Origin of the sequence: Pantoea sp. MQR6, assembly GCF_022761075.1 — a bacterium.
GTDB lineage: Bacteria > Pseudomonadota > Gammaproteobacteria > Enterobacterales > Enterobacteriaceae > Pantoea > Pantoea phytostimulans.
Genome location: NZ_JAKYXB010000001.1, coordinates 1,216,135 through 1,234,728, shown reverse-complemented (window position 1 = coordinate 1,234,728; position 18,594 = coordinate 1,216,135). Strand labels below are relative to the sequence as shown.

Here is an 18,594-nt window from a genome sequence, read left to right as displayed (position 1 = left end):
TCCGCCTACGCCGCTGATCGTGTTCGGCGCGTGAAGAAAAAACGCCCGCGGGCGTTATTTAGCTAATAGGTTGAAATAATAGCAGTTAAGCGCCAAAACGTCAGCCGCATCCGTGTAAGTCGTTAAAGACGCGCGCTAAACGTCCCGTTCCGGCCACTGTGATCGATGCCTCATTTGCGGCAACGAAGCAGGATTCACCAGGCTGAAGCACCACTTGCTCTGTGCCTTTAGCGATGATTGCCTGACCTTCAATACAGAACAGCAGGGCAGCGCTCTCCTGGCTCACCGCCTGCGGCACCGCATTCAAGGTATGAATAGCGAAGGCAAAGTCATCAACCGGAATCGGAAAGCGTAATTCACTCTCCTGCTGCTCAGGCTGTGTCAGTAACTGATCGGCAGGTTTCTCGACGAATTTAACGTTCGCCATCAATTCAGGGATATCGATGTATTTTGGCGTTAAACCCGCGCGCAACACGTTATCCGAATTCGCCATCACTTCCAGCGCAACACCTTTCAGGTAGGCGTGGGGCGTTTCGGCAAACAAGAACATCGCTTCGCCGGGTTGCAGCGTAATGACATTGAGCAGTAAAGGAGAAAACAGGCCGGTATCGTCTGGGTAATCGAGCGCAATGGTTTTGATGGTCTGCCAGGGTTCGCCTTCGCGGGCATTAAGGGCAGATTTCAGTACGCCAAGCGCCAGTGATTTAGCTTCGCCTTGCAGCGAAAGCAGCGTGGTGAACAATTTCGCAAGATTCTCTTGATCGGGATGCTGAAGAAAATGCGCAATTTGAGGATGCGCGCCCGCAACGGGCTCCAGCAAAGAAACCATTTCTGAGAAAGCGCGAAAACCGTTCATCGCCTGAAAAGGGGTTAAGGCGTAAACCAGCTCAGGTTTATGGTTGGCATCTTTATAGTTACGTTCGGCGGCATTCAGCGGAATAGACGCAGCATTTTCCCGTGAAAATCCCTCTTCAGCAGCGCTTTTACTGGGATGCACCTGAATTGAAAGGGGCTGATCAGCACACAAAACCTTAAACAGAAAAGGCAGTTCACCAAAGCGCTTAGCCACCTGATTGCCCAGCATGGCGTCTGGATGGGCATCAATTACGTCGCGCAGCGAGCGAACTTTACCGTGGTCGTCTACGGTTGATGGACTTTTGGGATGCGCACCCATCCACATTTCCGCCATCGGTAAACCTTTTGGGTTAGCGATGCCATAAAGTTCTGTTAAGGCCGTTTTGCTGCCCCAAGCGTAATTTTGCAGCGAATTGTTCAGTTTTTGCATCATTTACCCTTAATCACGGGAAGTTATTGTGTTTATTAAAGCAGAAAGTGTTAGTGAAAATACATATCAAGTGCAATAAGCATGGCAGGCTCGCATAATGTTAAATTATTGTATGTAAGAATCTCGGCCGCCCAGATCAATTTATGGGCGTTTAAATCCCAAAAACTGTGCTAAAGGAGACGTATTCATGGCAGCCAATCGCATTGAAAAAGATTCAATGGGGCCCATCGATGTACCGGCAGATAAGTTATGGGGCGCGCAGACTCAGCGCTCGCTGGAACACTTTCGTATTTCAACTGAAAAAATGCCGACCGCGCTGGTGCATGCATTGGCATTGACCAAGCGCGCTGCTGCCAGCGTGAACCGTGATTTGGGCTTGCTCCCGGATGAACGTGCGGAAGCCATCCTTAAAGCTGCAGACGAAGTGCTCGCCGATCAACACAGCGATGAATTTCCGTTGGCTATCTGGCAAACCGGTTCCGGTACCCAGACCAATATGAACATGAATGAAGTGCTGGCGAACCGCGCCAGTGAAATCCTCGGCGGCGAGCGCGGCATGTCGCGTTTAGTGCATCCTAATGATGATGTAAATAAAAGCCAAAGTTCTAATGATGTCTTTCCGACGGCGATGCACGTTGCCGCGGTGATTGCGCTGCGTGAGCAGCTGATCCCGCAAATCCATGTGTTAAAGAAAACCCTGAGTGAAAAGTCTGAAGCCTTCAAAGACATTGTGAAGATTGGTCGAACGCATCTTCAGGACGCTACGCCGCTCACGCTAGGCCAGGAAATCTCCGGCTGGGTGGCGATGCTGGAGCACAACCTTAAACATATCGAGCAGAGCATTCCGCACGTTGCCGAGCTGGCGTTGGGCGGCACCGCGGTAGGCACCGGCTTAAATACGCACCCGGAATATGCGGTTCGCGTGGCTAAAGCATTGGCAGAGTTAACGCAGCAGCCTTTTGTCACCGCACCCAATAAATTTGAAGCGCTGGCAACCTGTGATGCTTTAGTGCATGCGCACGGTGCGTTGAAAGGGCTGGCAGCTTCATTGATGAAAATTGCCAATGATGTGCGCTGGTTATCGTCGGGCCCGCGTTGCGGCATCGGCGAAATTGCTATCCCGGAAAACGAGCCGGGCAGCTCAATCATGCCTGGCAAAGTGAATCCGACGCAGTGTGAAGCGATGACGATGTTGTGCTGCCAGGTGATGGGTAACGACGTGGCCATTAACATGGGCGGCGCATCCGGTAACTTCGAGCTCAACGTCTTCCGTCCGATGGTGATTCATAATTTCCTGCAATCGATTCGCCTGTTGGCCGATGGCATGGACAGCTTTAATCATCACTGTGCGATCGGTATTGAACCCGTACGTGAGCGTATTGAGCAATTACTGAATGAATCGTTGATGCTGGTTACTGCCTTGAATACGCATATCGGTTACGACAAAGCGGCTGAAATTGCTAAGAAGGCACATAAAGAAGGGCTGACGCTGAAAGGGTCAGCGTTGAAACTCGGTTATCTCACCGAAGAAGAGTTTGATGAATGGGTTCGCCCGGAAGAGATGGTCGGCAGCATGAAGCAGTAAGTGTTTTAGTCGGGAAGGCCAGCGTGATGCTGGCCTTTTTTATGACCGGCTTTATTTGCCTAAACCGGCACATCCACCCAAAGATGCAGGCGGGGAATCAGCAAATAGAGCTGCTCAGCGGCGGGTTTATGGCGGTAAGCGATGTTATCCGCGTCATAATTCAGCAGTTCACCCAGCACAGGCACCTGTGTGCGATCGCGGCATAACACCAAAATCGGCGAAGGGCAGGCAAGCTGAGTTTGTTTCTTCTCATCGGCACGCCAAACACGCGCAATAGGCTGTACTTTTACCGGGCGCTTGATTTTCAAGCGAGCGGATGTGGGTAATGCCCGCACGCTTTCCAACTCCTCCTGAACTTTTTGCGCCCACTGTTCGCGCGACCACGGTGCTTGCGAACGTCCAGCCTTGAGGCTTTTATCCAACTTTTCCATGATTTCTTCGCGCGTTACATTCTTGATCACATGTTTGTTCGCCCAGCCAAAACGTAGGCTGTCTGGCGCTTGCAGTAAAGAAACGGTGCGGTAAGCGTTTAATGTAATCAATCCGCGAAAATGGTGGTGGACGAATTCGAAGCGCGCTTCACTTGGTAAACCCGAATCAACGGTGATCAGTTTTTCCAGCAGCGCTTTCAGTTGATTCACCTCATCAACTTGCGCAGTGATCGCCTGCTCCATCGCGTCATCGCATTCAATGCAAATCGCCCCCGGCAGGCGCACCGCTGCTTTGGTACTGAGTTTTTCCGACTGATGCTGCATGAACAGGCGACAATAATGATTCAACGCCATGTCGCGCGCGGCTTCTCCCAGATGTTGCTCAACTTCAATTTGCGTAATGGGATCATGCTCGCGGCCTTTTTCAATTGGCGGCAGGCTAAATACGCGTGCAATCAGCAACGGTTGGGATTCAAGGGTCGCTCTCAGGCGACCAAGCGCCCGTTCTAAATCATTTACGCACTGGTGTAGATCTGCCACTAAGTCGTAGCGCGCCATATTCGCCTCCTTAATTACAACATCCTTACTGTCGCAGAAGTTAATTTCCCCCGCAATAGTGATTATAGTTACAACATACTTTAAAAGTATTCGTTAAAATCGTGCCTGCATTCAGGCTAAACAGAGAAAAGCGGGTAGCTTCGCTTCTGTCACCATTTTTCCTTATCCCAGAACATGTTATAAAAATGCTTTGCCAGCTAACGGATTTCAGTAGTGAACCAAACAAACAAACCAGGCGTGGCCGCCATTATCACGTTGGGTTTAGTGCAGATACTTTCCTGGGGCGGATCGTTCTATTTGATGGCGGTGATGGCGAATCCCATTGTTGCGGAAACCGGTTGGTCGCAACAATGGGTTTACGGCGCATTATCGACCGGCATTTTAGTGTCAGGATTGCTGGCACCGCTGAGCGGACGCATCATTGCCAAAACGGGGGGGCGCCTGCTGCTGGCCTTAAGTGGGGCAGTCATGGCCGTAGGCTTGGTGATCATGGGCTTGAGCCAATCACTGGCGCTGTTTCTGTTTGCCTGGGTCATTATCGGCATTGGCATGGCAATGGGTTTATACGATGCGCTGTTTGCCACGCTCGGAACACGTTATGGCGGCCAGGCGCGTTCGGCGATCACCGGCATCACGCTGATTTCTGGATTTTGCACCACACTCGTCTGGCCCGGCACCGCGTTGCTTATTCACTGGCTAGCGTGGCGTGGCGCCTGCTTTGCCATCGCCGCTATGCTTCTGCTCTCTGTTCTACCTGCCTACTTTTATGCGCTACCCAATGTCAAACCGGTTCGCAACCTGAAACCGAAATCCGCAACGCAGACTAACAGCGACATCGCACCGTCGCTGTTTTGGCTGCTGTGTGCCATTTTCACGCTTGCGTCGGTGATTATGACGGCGATTTCAGTGCAGCTGATCAGCCTGCTGCAGGCCAGCGGTCATAGCTTGACGTCGGCGTTGGCTATCAGCGCCATTCTGGGCCCGTGTCAGGTGGGATCGCGCATTGTTGATATCGCTTTTAAGCGTGGGCATCCTATCTGGACCACCTTTTTTTCGGTGGGATTAGTGGCGATCGGCTTGCTGCTATTAGCCTGCTTTCCCCACATGGCCTTGCTCAGCATGGTGCTTTACGGTGCCGGAAATGGATTACGTGCCATCGTGCGGGGAACTTTACCGCTGGCGATGGTCAAACCGGAAGCCTATGCAATTGTCGTCGGGCGGATGGCGCGCCCGGCGTTGATTGGTCAGGCACTCACACCGCTGGTAGGGGGTTATGTGTTCGAAACCCTGGGCGCACCCGCCACGCTAGGGTTGCTTTGCGTCCTGGCAATCATTAACGTGTTATTGGTCATGGTGCTAAAACAAAGGCTTCCCGCACCTACGGCAGCGATAAACTAACGCCAGAACAATTTGGCAGTTAGCAGGCTAAGCACCTTGTGCTATCGTGCCGCGGGCTTTGGTGAATACGTGCCTTGTCGCTGTGGCCTTGCTTCAAAAAAGCAACAGTGTTTGTTATATTTATTGCTCATTCAGTGTTCACTTATGCGGCAATAAAACAATAAGATGCACCGCAACTCAGGATAAAGAAATGCTTGATTACCGCTTCCCGACAGCTTTGCAAATGGTTCTTAGCGTAGCGATGGCGGAGCAAATGGGAAAACGCTCAACCAGCGCAGTTCTGGCTTATGGCCTTGAAGCCAATCCCAGCTTTATACGCAAACTGATGGTTCCTTTAACACGTGACGGTATTATCGTCTCGACGTTAGGCAGAACCGGTTCGATTCATCTGGGGCGTGCTGCTGCAGACATCACGCTACGTGACATCTATGTCTCTGTGATTGAAGACAAGAAAATCTGGGCATCGCGCCCTGATGTCGCACCACGTTGTCTGGTCAGCGCCAACCTTTGCTGGTACTTCAAATCCATCGCAGACGAAGCCGAGCAGGCGTCGCTGGATGTGTTAGCTAAACGTACCGTCGCCGATGCGCTCAATGAGCTAAAGAAACGCGACACCAGCAACTGTACCGCTGTGCCTGAACCCGATGAGGTCGAAGACTTCTGTAAGAAAAGCCGCTGATGCGGCTTTTTTTCTGTCCCGGTTTCCATGCTTTAAGCCTGTTTTAAAAAACGACGCTCAATCTTTTTCCAAAAAAAAGGCAATCCGAAGATTGCCTTTTTTATTCACATCACGCCGGTTGCAACGTTTCTTTCGGTGCCTTACGAGTCACCCATTTACGCAGAGCGACATAAAATACGGGCGTCAGGAACAAACCAAACAGTGTGACGCCGAGCATCCCGGCGAACACGGTAATCCCGGTAACACCGCGTACTTCTGCTCCAGCACCTTCGCCTAATATCAGTGGAATGGTGCCAGCAATAAAGGCAATCGATGTCATCACGATAGGGCGTAAACGCAGGCGACACGCCTCCAGCGCAGATTCCACGATCCCTTTGCCTTGGATTTCCAGTTCGCGGGCAAACTCCACAATCAGAATGGCGTTCTTACACGCCAGCCCCATCAATACCACTAATCCAACCTGAACAAACACGTTGTTATCACCGCCAGTTAACCAAACGCCCACCAGCGCCGAAAGCATGGTAATTGGCACAATCAGGATCACCGCCAGCGGTAACGTCCAGCTTTCGTAAAGGGCGGCAAGCACCAAAAACGCCAGCAGAACGGCAACCGGGAACACAATCAATGCGGTGTTGCCTTGTGTGGATTGCTGATAACTCAGATCGGTCCATTCGATATTCATGCCATTTGGTAACAGCTGATCGGACATCGTTTCCAGTTGCGCCATCGCCTGCGCCGAAGAAAGCACCCGCGGATTGGCATCACCAATCAAATCCGCCGCCGGATAGCCGTTGTAGCGAATCACCGGATCGGGCCCGTAACTGGTGGTGATATTGACCATGCTACCAATCGGCACCATTTCGCCGCGATCGTTGCGAGTACGCAGGTTGGAAATGTCCTCTACGCTGTCGCGGAAATCGCCATCGGCTTGCGCCATGACTCGCCAGGTGCGGCCAAATCGGTTGAAGTCGTTGACGTAGGATGAACCTAAATAGGTTTGTAGCGTGCTGAATAGCTCCGTCAGCGACACACCTTGCGCTTTGGCTTTATCGCGGTCCACTTTCACATCCAGCTGCGGCACATTTGCCTGGTAAGATGAGATCGGGAACTGCATCCCTGGCGTCTGCATTACCGCGCCGGAAAGCGTATTAATTGCGGTTTGCAGTGCCCCGTAGCCTAAACCCGCGCGATCCTGCACATAGAGCGAATAACCCGATCCTTGCCCCAGACCCAAAATCGGTGGCGGCATAATCGAAAAGCCAAATCCTTGCTGTATCTGGGCAATCTTCGCATTGATCTCTGCGTTGATTTCCGCCGCGCTGTGCTTGCGTTGATCAAACGGTTTTAAACCAAAGAACACCGTGCCGCTGTTGGGCGTGTTGGTGAACTGCAGCGCGTTCAAGCCGGGGAAGGCCACCGCATACGCCACGCCCTCGGTTTGCATACCGATTTCGCTCATTTTACGAATCACGGCATCGGTGCGCGCCAGCGATGAACCCTCTGGCATTTTCACGCCGCCAATCAGGTACAACTTATCCTGGGTGGGAATGAATCCCCCCGGCACGCTGTGGAACATCCAGCCCGCGCCCGCCAGCAACAGCACATATACCGCAAAGACCGCGCCGCGACGTCGCAACGTTTTGCCCACCATCGACTCATAACCGTGCGCACTGCGCTGGAAAAATCGGTTAAAGGGACGGAACAGCCAGCCAAACAGGCGATCAATCAGGCGCGTTGGCATATCTTTTGGCGCATGATGATCCTTCAACAGCATGGCCGCCAGTGCGGGTGATAGCGTGAGCGAGTTAATGGCGGAGATCACGGTGGAAATCGCAATGGTAACCGCAAACTGCTTATAGAATTGCCCGGTCACGCCCGACAAAAACGCCATCGGGACAAACACCGCACACAGCACCAAAGCAATAGCGATAATGGGTCCAGAGACTTCACGCATCGCCTGATGCGCTGCCGCTTTGGGCGACAATCCCATCTCAATATTTCGTTCCACGTTCTCTACGACCACAATCGCATCATCAACCACGATGCCTATCGCCAGAACCAGCCCGAACAGACTCAAGGTATTGAGGGAGAAACCCAGCAGGTAAAGCACGCTAAACGTACCGACCACTGAAACCGGCACCGCCAGCAAAGGGATGATCGACGCACGCCAGGTTTGCAGGAACAGAATTACCACCAGCACCACCAGCACCACCGCTTCCAGCAGCGTTTTGACCACCGCTTTGATCGAGTCCCGCACGAATACAGTCGGATCGTAGGGGGCAGCCCATTTCACGTCGTTGGGGAAGCGGGTGGCCAGTTCATCCATTTTGGCACGTACCGCATTTGAGAGGTCAATGGCATTCGCGCCGGGTGCCTGGAAGATACCAATACCGACGGCATCTTTGTTGTTGAGCTGCGAACGCAAGGCATAACTGCCTGAACCCATTTCGATGCGCGCTACGTCACGCAGTCGCACCAGCGAACCTTCATCTGAGGTTTTCAGAATGATGTCGCCAAATTGCTGTTCGCTTTCCAGTCGGCCTTGCGTGTTGATCGACAACAGAAAATCGCTTTGTTTTTTCAACGGTTCCGCGCCAAGCTGACCGGCAGAAACCTGCACATTCTGCTCCTGCATCGCGGTAATCACGTCCGAAGCGGTTAAGCCCCGAGCGGCCACTTTGTTGGGATCAAGCCAGACGCGCATCGCATATTCGCCTGCACCAAAAATCTGGATCTGGCCTACGCCCGGTAGACGCGCCAGCTCATCTTTCACTTTTAAGGTTGCGTAGTTGCGCAAATAGAGCGAATCGTAGGTGCTGTTCGGCGAGAACATGTGCACCACCAACGTTAACGTCGGCGACTGCTTCTGTGTCGTGATACCCAGGCGGCGTACATCTTCCGGTAAGCGCGCTTCGGCCTGCGCCACACGGTTCTGCACCTGAACCTGCGCCTGATCGGGATCGGTGCCCGGGCGGAAAGTCACGGTCGTGACCAGCACGCCATCGGAGCCGGCAACCGATTTCATGTACATCATGTTCTCAACGCCATTAATCGCTTCCTCAAGCGGCGTGGCCACTGAATCGGCAATCACTTTGGGGTTGGCACCGGGATATTCAGCACGAACCTGTACGCTGGGTGGCACCACATCGGGATATTCGCTGATCGGTAACAGCGGAATTGAAATAGCGCCGGTCACGAAAATCAGGATCGACAGCACGGCGGCAAAAATCGGCCGATCAATAAAAAAGCGGGAAAAGTCCATAACGGCCTCGAATTAGTGAGCGGCTGTCGCACGCATGGCGACTTGCTGTGCAGTCACCGCCATGCCAGGCATAAACACTTTTTGCAGACCATCAACAATCACCCGATCGCCCGATTGCAGTCCCGACTTAACAATACGTAAGCCGTCAACCATGGCGCCGGCTTGAATATCACGGCGTTGCGCTTTGCCCTGACCATCAACGACGTAAACGTACTTGCGATCTTGATCGGTTAATACCGCTTTATCGTCAATCAACAGTGCATCAAACTGCGCGCTGCCGGGTAAACGGACGCGCGCATAAAGGCCTGGCGTGAGCTGGCGCTGGGGGTTGTCGAGCAGGGCGCGCATACGAATGGTGCCGGTGCTGGCGGTTAATTGATTGTCGAGGAAATCGATCTTGCCCTGATGCGGATAACCTTGCTCGTCCACCAATCCAATCTCAACCGGCAGCGCGTTACGCTGTTGGCCCTGGCGCGTCATCGCTTGATAATGCAGGAAGGTCGCTTCATCGACTTCGAAATAGACGTACATTTTCTCTTGCGAAACTAATGTGGTGAGCACGCTGGCGCTGTCGCCTGCGCTGACTAAATTGCCGGAGGTGATCATCGCGCGGCTGGCGCGGCCATCAATCGGCGCGGTCACGCGCGTGAAGTCGAGGTTCAGCTGCGCCATATCCACTGCGGCTTCAGCCGCTAACACATCAGCCTGCGCCTGGCTGGAGGCCGAACGACGCTGTTCCCACGCTTCGCGAGAAATCGCCTGCGTTCCGATCAGTTTCTCCGTACGCGCAGATTCGCTGCGTGCCAAACTGGCCTGACTGCGCGAACGTGCCAGTTCCGCTTTTGCCTGCTCCAGCGCGGCGCGATAACTGCGATCGTCGATCGTGAAAAGTACCTGGCCTTTTTTCACTTCATCGCCTTCGCGGTAATTCACTTCATTGATATAACCAGAGACGCGCGGACGCAGCTGCACGCTCTGCACCGCTTCAACGCGCCCCGTGAAGCTATCCCATTGGCTAACCGGTTTGATCAGCACGTCTGCTGCACTGACTTGTGGCGGTGGTGGCGGGGCGTTTTGCGCCACACCGTTATCGCAGCCGCTCAATTGGCTGATGAGCAGCACCATCCCCAGAAGGGTAGAACCCTGACGAACCCACTTCGTTTGTCTGTTCATTATTGTTATTCCGCCTAAAAGGAAAAAACGGCCCGCAGGCCAATATTTGCAACTTTGACGATTGCAATTAATTACGAGGAGTGTAGGCTTGTGCAACTCGCAACTGCAAGAATATCTGATACACTTTATGTGCGGTTTGGTAGGCGCCCTATTGAGGTGTGAATCGCGTTAGAAAAACCCTATAAGCTGTGCGGCATTTAATGTACTAATAAAACTTGCATTAACTGGCATAGTCAGTCACCCTTTAAGTGTAACTGCAATTGATACTGATACCATTCGTCAACGCGACGGGAGAACATAGAATGATGAGCGATGCCTTTATTCACGATCTAATCGACTGGATTGATAACAACATTGAAGCACGTCTGGATTTGGACACGGTTTCTGAGCGCGCAGGTTATTCCAAGTGGCATCTGCAGCGTATGTTTAAAGAGCACACCGGTTATCCGCTGGGCGAATATATCCGGGTGAAAAAACTCAAGAAGTCGGCAGATCGCCTGACCAGCACCAACGAACCGATTCTCAACGTCGCAATTTCTTTAGGTTTCGATTCGCAGCAGTCATTTAATCGCAGTTTTAAACGTCAATACGGTGTTGCACCGGGAGCATGGCGACGTGATAGCGCGCATTCGCACGCTGCCTAAGCCGCTGGGGCCAGCTTGTCTGGCCCGCGCTGTTTCTGGCCGTTAAAACTGTTATGATCCGCATCCTGCTGTCACGGATGCCATTATGTCGAAAAAACTCTGGATTGGACTTTTCTTGGTCCTTGCCGCCTGTTGGGTTGGCCTCAAACCTTATTTACCCTCTTCTTCTGCACCTGCTGCCAGTGATATCACTGCGCTCACTGATGTGCGCACCGTTGCCCGTTATATCCTGCAAAACCAGCAATTACCTGACTATTATCTGACCAAAAGTGAAGCGCGTCGTCGCGGCTGGAATCCCAGCAAAGGCGATCTGTGCGATGTTTTGCCAGGAAAAGCGATTGGTGGAGACCGATTCTCGAACCGTGAAAAGCGCCTGCCGCAACGGCAGAACCGCCAGTGGTATGAAGCGGACGTAAATTATCGTTGTGGGCACCGCGAAGCGGATCGCCTGGTCTACTCTTCAGATGGGTTAGTTTATCTCTCAACCGATCACTATCGCAGCTTCAAACAGGTGCCATAATCATGCTGATTCTGAGCTTTGATTTTCGTCAGTTGGCGGATCGTGATGCGTTTTATGATCAGTTGGCGCAGCAAAGCCATTGCCCGTTTCCGTTTGGCAATAATCTGGATGCGTTGTGGGATTGGTTGACGGGCGGGATGGCGTTGCCAGCGGAGATTCATTTACGCCATGTCGATAAGCGTCATCACCATGATACGTTCGCGCCGGTGTTGGCGCTGCTGGAAGAAGCGGCGCAGTCGCTGGAAGGCGAGCTGCGCCTGATCGTCGATTAAGCGCGCAGCGGTTTCAGCAATGCAATCAACGCGTCACGTGCGGCAACGGGTAAATCACCGCCGCCGGTGTAACCGTTGTTCTCAATGATCACCGTATTGAGTCCCACTAACCAATCATAAATGTAGTAAGCGGTATGATTGGCGGGCGCGACCGAAAGACGGGTTAAACGCTGTCCGGCACCGAAGCTAACGCTGGGCGCAGGCGGGCGAGAGAAGATCGATTGCCCCCGATTCACGCGACTCGCTGGACGCTCCGATTCGGGTCGCTGCAAAAAGCCGAGCCAGGCAACAAAATCCCCTAACACTGTCATCGCGCGCGTCACTTGACGATCGGCACGCGACTCATGCGTCACGGTATGCGCATCGGATTCATGCAGCGCCTGCTGCAATTTCTGCGTCATCTCAGCGCGGAAACTCGCGGTGATCAACTCTTCTACCAGCCATTCCATGGTGGCTTTATCGATATTCAGTAACGCCAGCAGGCTGCGATTTTCCGGCAGTTGACGTAAATGATCGAGCCATAAACTGAACACCTGATGCGGAAACTGCTGGGTGTTTTGGCTGGCTTTGCTCTGCTGCACGGGTGCCTGCTCGACTTCTGCATTGCTGAACAGATCAAACTCAAAGCCAATACCAAACTGATTTTCAGCCGCATTGAGCGGCGTCAGGCTGGTGGCGTTAGGCGCAGCAGATTGATTCAGCCACAATTGACGCAACGCTTCACGCGGCGGCTGCAAGCGCTCCAGCAATTCACCGTGCAAACCGGTGCGGTGCTGCAAACATTTCAACAAAATATCGGCGATATTCTGTTTACGCGCTGCCTGTTCTGGGCTGGCTTCTGCCTCGGTCCAGGGTTGTAAACGACGCTCAACCACGGTGTGTTGAATCTGCGCCAACTGCGTCACCAGCAATTCACGGCGCGCTTCCGGCTGCATTTCTTCTTGCAACCAGGCCGCCATGCGATCAACACCTGCGCGATCCAGCGCCAGCATCGAGCCCCAGCGTTGTCCCGGCTGACCAATCTGTCGCTGAACCGCTTCATCTACATTCATCTGTTGATGGCGCGCGTCATAAGGCGTGATGGCCCAAATCAGACGCGGCTTTTCGCCACTTTCATTCACCGGCTGATGACGCTGCCATTCGCGTAGCGCCTTGCTGGCGATATCCGCATCCTGACGCTGGCTGGCCGCAGTGCAGACCAGTAACAGATCGATACTCTGACGCGTGGCGTAAAAGCCGGGCAGCAGGGCGCGTTTCTGTTCCAGCAGGCGCGCCCGCAGCGGATCTTGCTGCTGTAAACGCTGAAGCTCTTCCGCCGAAGCGCGGTCAGCCGGCACGCCTGGCGCAGGCAACTCCAGCATATCGGCATCATCGTAGAGCGCGGTACGCGGCGTAGAACTCAGCGGAATCAGCACTTCCAGCGTCAGCAGCGCCAGTTGACCCAGCGTTACGCTCTGCGGTTTGCCGATGCGATTGCCATTTAATGGGCAAACATCAATGAGTCGTTGCTGATCCTGCTCGCTGGCCGGGACGATCAACTGTTCGGCTGGCAGTGAAGCCTCGTCCGTCAGCAGGCTCAGCGGGGCCAGCACGCGACTGCTGTTGCGTAGTTGATGACGCAAATGCAGCAGGCCGCGTAGCCACTCATTCAGTTGCGGTTCAGCTGGCCACAGCAAAGAAAAGAGCTGTACACGGTCATCCACGCTGAGCCACGGCGCCAGTTCTACCGCCTGCGGCCAGAAATGACGATCCAGCAAGGCATCATAAAAATGATGGCGGCGACACCATGACCACAATGTCACTAGCGCATCACTTTCCAGCCCAGCCAGGGGCGTGGTCAGGCGATGACGCTGCAGGCGCTGCATCACGCTGTCAATCTGCGCAATATTAGGTTGCGTTACGCCGCCACCGCAGGCAATCGCCAGACGTAAAATTTCCGCTTCGCTCAGCAGCGTTAATTCCACTGGCCATTCACCCGACAGCGGTTCGCGCTGGTGGCTGAAACGCGTGGCGGTCGCATAATCAAGGTTATCGGGATTGATGTGTTGAAAGTAGTTCAGCGATTTGTCGCTCAGACGCGTCACCAATTGACCTTGGGCATCGGCGACCATCTCGCTCAACAGCCAGGCTTTACCCGCCTGAGATTGACCAAACAGCGCCAGCGTTACTGGACGCGCAACCTGTTGGGCCAATGCATGGGTTTGCACGCGCGCCTGTCGCAGTTGTCGTGTCAGCGTTTCCGCTTCCAGCGCCAGACGCGGCGACTGCGCACGGGTAGTATCAATCCAGTCAAGGCTGGCATTCAGGGCGTCCTGCAACAGGCTAAGACGTTTTGCCAGCGTCTGCGGCTGGCGCGTTTTTAAAGATTTCATCGTTTACACACGCTCCCGCTGTCGATCCAATATTGCGCATTGGCGTTGCCGGTCGCTGAAAGCGTATTCAGTTTGAGGCTCAACTGATCGAGCGGCACCCGCGTGCCGTCGTCAAGACGCGCATCACTCAGCACCAGATTTTCCGGGCCTTGCGCATCCGGGCCAGGCTTAACCGCTAACTTCACGCGCAATACGCTTTCACCGGCGACTTTACGCGCCAGCGCGGCATCATTCAGCGTCAGGCTATACAGCGGTGAAGCAGGCCAGCGATCGTTATCCAGCTGACGGAAGCCAAGGCAGACGTTACCGCGAATGCGGAAGCTGCTTTTACGATCCAGCGCGAAACTACTGTCATCGAGATCGATCTCGCTGTAGCAAAGATTCTCATCGGTCAGCGCCTGGTTTTCATCCAGCATGCCCAGATACCGAATGGTGGAGTAAGGTTCGAAATCGCCCGCGCGGAACCAGAAGCTGCTAAGACGCAGATCCAGCGCCAGCAAGCAGAGCATGGCACCCACGGCCGCGGTGGATTTTGGGTTATCGATGCGGCCCAGTTTGTTAAACGGATACCAGTCGCTGGTGTGATAGCCTTCCAGCGACAAAATACGGCTGCCCGGCAGCGGCTGTAAGTGGCGTACCAGCGCCTGAATACCCGGGAAACGCGACGGCCGACCGGTTAGCAGCAACACATCGCATTGATACAGCGACACCACTTCACACATTGAACGCAGCGCAGGAATAATCGCCATGCGGTGCTGCATAAACTCGGCGTGCAGCTGCGCCATGCTCACCACCAGCGGCACATCAAGCAGATCAAAGCGGCTGTTGCCACCCAGTTCGCGCTGAATTTCACCGTTCACAAACGAGAGAACGGCATCGCTCGGACGCTGTTCAACCAGCTCGCCAAACAGCGCATTAATCTCAGCGTGACTCTCCAGCGGATCCCAGTTTTCGTAACGCTCTAACACGGCCTGCGCCAGAGGAATAAACAGTTGCAGCGTGGCCTGTTGGCGCAGCGTAGCTTGCCCATCCATGCGGCTGTCATGACCAAACAGCTTGTTGATCAGCGGCTCAGCCAGCGTCAGTCCCGCTTTTTGCAGGCCATTTTGCAGGGCAGGCAGGATCCACAGCTGAATCACATCCAGCAGAATATCGTCGCCCGCCACTTTAAATCCTTCGCGGAACAGCAGACGCGGCGTGATCTTAACGTTGTTGCCCTGACCATCATCAAGGCGATATTGGGTAATGGCTAAATCGGTGGTGCCGCCGCCAATATCGATGGAGGCGATGCGCAGGCTTTTGCCGGGCAACTCATCGGTTTCACGCGGGCGATCGGGACGCGCCATGCTGCTGAAGAAATCTTCGGCGCGACCAGCAAAATTGACCTGAGTTTCATTAAACAGCCACACCATCTGGCCGCAGGTGGCTTCATCCCACTCCATCTGCACGTCGGGTACCGGCTTGCGGCTTTGTGCCTGGCTTTCTGGCGTAAAGTCAGCATCAGCGTCGTGCCAGCCTTCCGCTTTCCACACCAGCGCAATCGCTTCCTGCATACGGCGACGGAAAATTTCACGCTCCGGTTTTGGCATCGCCGAAGGCAGCGTCAGAATCACATGACGTAACTGGCGCGGGGCATGGCTTTGTGGCATGCGTTGACGCTGTGCGGCGCTGTTCATTTGCATCATGGCTTGCGCTAACAGTTCGCACAGCATAAAGGTCATCAGCGAACTGCGGCTGTAATGGGCAGAGAATACCGGCAAGCGATCGTCAATCGGCAGCGCATGCAGCGGCTGGCCTTCATCATTAACCAGCGTAGTGAAAGGGGCGGCGCAGGCCAGCGGTTCCACTTGCAACCCTTGCTGGTTGAAACGCCAGCCTGGCTGATAGCGTGCTTCATCCCACAAATAGCGGCGTGGACTGGATAAACCGGTGCTGCCTTCCAGCCCGGCGCGTTGCAGCGCAAGACGGCTCGCTTCGCGACCGACACGGGTGAGTGACGGCCACATAAACGCAGATTCGCGCCCGCTTTCCAGCGAGAAACTGGCCTTGCCGAAACGCGCTTCGGCGAACTCCAGGCGGCTGTCGAACAGCTCGTTATAAACCTGATGCGGCTGTGACAGATCGCGCAGTTGCAGTTCGTAGGTTTGTTTTAAACCGTTAGTTTCTTCGGGATGATCTTCAACCAGAATGCCGCAGGTATGCGAATTCCCGACATCAAGAATGATATCGACGTTCACAGCGGGCGTTTGCAGTGAAGCGGCCTGAATATGGATATCGCTGAGAGTGAGTTGCTCACCGAGCAGCTCCAGCAAATTCAGGTAGTGCGCCTGATATTCAAATTCGCGCAGCGCCTGATTGATCGCTTGTTCACGACGATCCTGCACGCGATCGGTAAAGGCTTCACGCAGCCAACCGTCAACCCAAGTGTTGTCAAGAAACTCACCCAGCTCGTAATTGTGCCAGGCCAGCGCAAAGGTCACGCCGTTTTGTGCGTCTGCGGGAGAGAGGCCCAACTGCTCACCACCCTCGTCATTGGCGACGCAGCGGGTGTCAAAAGCCAGGCTAACGCGATGGGTATTGCCTGCAGCATCCGGTTTATCCAGCGCGACCAGACGCATGCGCGCCCAGTTTTCGGGTCCACCAATAAAACGGCGTCCACTGGCGCAGCGCAACATCGGCAGCGGCAACCAGCAGGCGGCGAGCAGCGACAGCGAATCAGCCAGCGCAATGTCAGATTCAGGACGCACCACTTCCGGTGCGCCGCCATCTTCAGGATAAAGCAAGAATTTACCGCCATTCCCGTCAACGTTCAGGCGCAGCAGCGGGCCATTAGCGGTCTGGCGTACAAACTGGCGGCGCGCCTGGGTGGCTGAAAACTGCAAGCCGAAGTCGAGAAACTGCACGCCGCTGTCTTCAATCAGCGTAATTTTTTGTTTGTCATCGATCAGGGGAGCCAACATGTTTATTTACTCTCACGCTTAATCGTCATTGGGAATACGTTGTCATTGCCATATTGCGCTTCGCAAACTGCCGCGCCAATGTTGGCATGGCACACCAAAAGCGGCATGCGGTAGCGAGAGTTATCGCTGCATCTTGCGGTATAACGACTTTCAATCACCAGATTACCGGCGCTGGTCATGGCGGCGCTGACGTCAGCTTTGCAGCGGGTGTTGCCTTGTGCAATCTGCACACTGCCTTTGCCGTTGTTGAACTGAAAGCGCATCTCGGGCTGCTTACCGGTCGGCGTTTTGATCTGCTCAATAGTGACGCGCCAGCGACCATCAATCACGCGCACCAAACCATCACGTACTGCATCGGGTGTCACCACCAGATCGTCCGGTTTTGCTGGCACCGCAGGCGTCACCACACTGGAAAGGGTAGCAGACGGCGCAGCGCTTTCAGTGGCAACCGATGCAACCACGCTTGCTGGGGTTTGCGGCAGCGTATTCGCTAATTTTTCGGCAGAAACCAGTACCGCAGGCGGTTTACTCACACTTGCTGTGACGGGCTGGGCTGGCGCGGCGGGTTTACGCTCAGCCGTCGCTGGCGTATCAGGCTGTGAAGTGTGTAGCACCACTGCCATGGCTACCGCAGCGGCAATCGCGACAGGCGGCAACAAATACCAGACACGGAAACCGGCACGGCGTGCTGCTGGTGCTGGCTCAGGTGCCATAACCGGCTCAGGTTCAACCGACTCGACAACCGGTTCTGGCGCGACATTTTCAATAATGGGTTCGATAACCGGTGCGACAACTGGCTCGGGCTGCGGGTCGATCACTAATTTTGGTAAGGTCACTTCCAGGCTGTCACGCAAACAGGCCAGCGCGTCATCGCGACTGCGTTCCTGAGCATCAACGAAGCCCCAAAAGGTGATAACCGGTTTGCCATCCACCAGATAAACGTATTGCTGATCGGGAAACTGCAAGGTCTTGCTTAACAGCGCGCCAAACAGGCGCATGGCAGGATTTTCCGCTGCGCGCGCGCGTACACTGAGATCGTTCATATCCTGCTGATAAGCAGTAAGCTGCTGCAGCGCTTGGCGGCGTTCGTGATCGCTGGCACCCAGCCAGGATTTTACCTTGCCGGAAAAGGGCGCATACCAGTCGAGGCGATCGCCGCGCTCGTTGGCTTGGGGAATAGCAAGGCAGTTTGCTAGCGCGCTTTGACGGCGCAGGCGCAGGGTTTCACGAATTTGCAGTGCAGAGGCGTAGACCGGCTGGCCGTTTTCACCTAAGGCCAGCACCGCATCAAGATTACCGCTGCGCAGAAAAGTTTTTGCCACCTGTTGGGCCCTTATCGGTCGTTGTCTGAGGCAGAAAATCGCGAGTTATCGGCGATTACGGTAATTTTACGCGGGGCAATGGCAAATCAAACGGCAGATAAAGGGGATAAATGCGTGTTTTTTTCACGCGCTG

13 protein-coding genes are annotated in these 18,594 nt (G+C 54.3%); 6 read left to right on the top strand and 7 right to left on the bottom strand.

Annotated elements, in window-relative coordinates; all coding sequences use genetic code 11:
- Positions 1–100 precede the first annotated feature (100 nt).
- Positions 101–1,285 carry a mannose-6-phosphate isomerase gene (gene manA / locus MUG06_RS05690; protein WP_243078008.1) on the bottom strand — a complete coding sequence of 395 codons (1,185 nt, stop codon included), beginning with the start codon at positions 1,283–1,285 and terminating at the stop codon, positions 101–103.
- A gap of 187 nt (positions 1,286–1,472) precedes the next feature.
- On the opposite strand from manA, the gene fumC reads away from it, so the two are divergent.
- Positions 1,473–2,870 carry a class II fumarate hydratase gene (fumC, locus tag MUG06_RS05685; protein WP_243078007.1) on the top strand — a complete coding sequence of 466 codons (1,398 nt, stop codon included), beginning with the start codon at positions 1,473–1,475 and terminating at the stop codon, positions 2,868–2,870.
- 59 nt (positions 2,871–2,929) lie between these two features.
- On the opposite strand, the gene tus is transcribed toward fumC, so the two are convergent.
- Positions 2,930–3,859 (bottom strand): DNA replication terminus site-binding protein, encoded by a 930-nt coding sequence (gene tus, locus MUG06_RS05680; protein ID WP_215846877.1) that lies wholly within the window; start codon positions 3,857–3,859, stop codon positions 2,930–2,932.
- Between the two features lie 213 nt (positions 3,860–4,072).
- On the opposite strand from tus, the gene MUG06_RS05675 reads away from it, so the two are divergent.
- Both MUG06_RS05675 and MUG06_RS05670 read left to right on the top strand, forming a co-directional pair.
- Positions 4,073–5,257, top strand: coding sequence for an MFS transporter (locus MUG06_RS05675; RefSeq protein WP_243078006.1), 1,185 nt, complete (start codon positions 4,073–4,075; stop codon positions 5,255–5,257).
- A gap of 190 nt (positions 5,258–5,447) precedes the next feature.
- Positions 5,448–5,936 carry an Rrf2 family transcriptional regulator gene (locus MUG06_RS05670; RefSeq protein WP_215846876.1) on the top strand — a complete coding sequence of 163 codons (489 nt, stop codon included), beginning with the start codon at positions 5,448–5,450 and terminating at the stop codon, positions 5,934–5,936.
- A gap of 109 nt (positions 5,937–6,045) precedes the next feature.
- Here the strand turns inward: MUG06_RS05670 and oqxB are convergent, their stop codons facing one another.
- Both oqxB and MUG06_RS05660 read right to left on the bottom strand, forming a co-directional pair.
- Positions 6,046–9,198 carry a multidrug efflux RND transporter permease subunit OqxB gene (oqxB, locus tag MUG06_RS05665; RefSeq protein WP_243078005.1) on the bottom strand — a complete coding sequence of 1,051 codons (3,153 nt, stop codon included), beginning with the start codon at positions 9,196–9,198 and terminating at the stop codon, positions 6,046–6,048.
- Positions 9,199–9,210: 12 nt separating this feature from the next.
- Positions 9,211–10,371, bottom strand: a complete 1,161-nt coding sequence (locus tag MUG06_RS05660; RefSeq protein WP_243078004.1) for an efflux RND transporter periplasmic adaptor subunit — start codon at positions 10,369–10,371, stop codon at positions 9,211–9,213.
- A gap of 302 nt (positions 10,372–10,673) precedes the next feature.
- On the opposite strand from MUG06_RS05660, the gene MUG06_RS05655 reads away from it, so the two are divergent.
- The 3 genes from MUG06_RS05655 to MUG06_RS05645 all read left to right on the top strand — a co-directional run bounded on the left by MUG06_RS05655 (position 10,674) and on the right by MUG06_RS05645 (position 11,807).
- The gene (locus MUG06_RS05655) at positions 10,674–11,015 is read left to right on the top strand and encodes a helix-turn-helix domain-containing protein (RefSeq protein ID WP_215846874.1); all 342 of its coding nucleotides are present in this window, start codon (positions 10,674–10,676) and stop codon (positions 11,013–11,015) included.
- 85 nt (positions 11,016–11,100) lie between these two features.
- Positions 11,101–11,535 (top strand): ribonuclease domain-containing protein, encoded by a 435-nt coding sequence (locus MUG06_RS05650; RefSeq protein ID WP_243078003.1) that lies wholly within the window; start codon positions 11,101–11,103, stop codon positions 11,533–11,535.
- A 2-nt stretch (positions 11,536–11,537) separates the two neighbouring features.
- Positions 11,538–11,807, top strand: coding sequence for a barstar family protein (locus tag MUG06_RS05645; protein ID WP_243078002.1), 270 nt, complete (start codon positions 11,538–11,540; stop codon positions 11,805–11,807).
- On the opposite strand, the gene MUG06_RS05640 is transcribed toward MUG06_RS05645, so the two are convergent.
- From MUG06_RS05640 to MUG06_RS05630, 3 genes are read right to left on the bottom strand one after another with little or no spacing between them, the layout of a single operon-like run.
- Complete coding sequence (locus MUG06_RS05640) at positions 11,804–14,179, bottom strand: virulence factor SrfC family protein (protein WP_243078001.1); 2,376 nt, start codon at positions 14,177–14,179, stop codon at positions 11,804–11,806. The two genes, MUG06_RS05645 and MUG06_RS05640, sit on opposite strands and share 4 nt — an antisense overlap.
- Entirely contained in the window at positions 14,176–17,139 is a 2,964-nt protein-coding gene (locus MUG06_RS05635) for a virulence factor SrfB (RefSeq protein WP_243078000.1), read from the bottom strand. Before MUG06_RS05635 ends, MUG06_RS05640 begins: the two co-directional genes overlap by 4 nt.
- 2 nt (positions 17,140–17,141) lie before the next feature.
- Positions 17,142–18,461 (bottom strand): SrfA family protein, encoded by a 1,320-nt coding sequence (locus MUG06_RS05630; RefSeq protein ID WP_243077999.1) that lies wholly within the window; start codon positions 18,459–18,461, stop codon positions 17,142–17,144.
- Positions 18,462–18,594 lie beyond the last annotated feature (133 nt).

Excerpts from the sequence above, each read along its gene's own strand:
- manA (WP_243078008.1), bottom strand. The coding sequence starts at position 1,285 with ATGCAAAAACTGAACAATTCGCTGCAAAATTACGCTTGGGGCAGCAAA.
- fumC (WP_243078007.1), top strand. The coding sequence starts at position 1,473 with ATGGCAGCCAATCGCATTGAAAAAGATTCAATGGGGCCCATCGATGTA.
- tus (WP_215846877.1), bottom strand. The coding sequence starts at position 3,859 with ATGGCGCGCTACGACTTAGTGGCAGATCTACACCAGTGCGTAAATGAT.
- MUG06_RS05670 (WP_215846876.1), top strand. The coding sequence starts at position 5,448 with ATGCTTGATTACCGCTTCCCGACAGCTTTGCAAATGGTTCTTAGCGTA.
- oqxB (WP_243078005.1), bottom strand. The coding sequence starts at position 9,198 with ATGGACTTTTCCCGCTTTTTTATTGATCGGCCGATTTTTGCCGCCGTG.
- MUG06_RS05660 (WP_243078004.1), bottom strand. The coding sequence starts at position 10,371 with ATGAACAGACAAACGAAGTGGGTTCGTCAGGGTTCTACCCTTCTGGGG.
- MUG06_RS05655 (WP_215846874.1), top strand. The coding sequence starts at position 10,674 with ATGATGAGCGATGCCTTTATTCACGATCTAATCGACTGGATTGATAAC.
- MUG06_RS05650 (WP_243078003.1), top strand. The coding sequence starts at position 11,101 with ATGTCGAAAAAACTCTGGATTGGACTTTTCTTGGTCCTTGCCGCCTGT.
- MUG06_RS05645 (WP_243078002.1), top strand. The coding sequence starts at position 11,538 with ATGCTGATTCTGAGCTTTGATTTTCGTCAGTTGGCGGATCGTGATGCG.
- MUG06_RS05640 (WP_243078001.1), bottom strand. The coding sequence starts at position 14,179 with ATGAAATCTTTAAAAACGCGCCAGCCGCAGACGCTGGCAAAACGTCTT.
- MUG06_RS05635 (WP_243078000.1), bottom strand. The coding sequence starts at position 17,139 with ATGTTGGCTCCCCTGATCGATGACAAACAAAAAATTACGCTGATTGAA.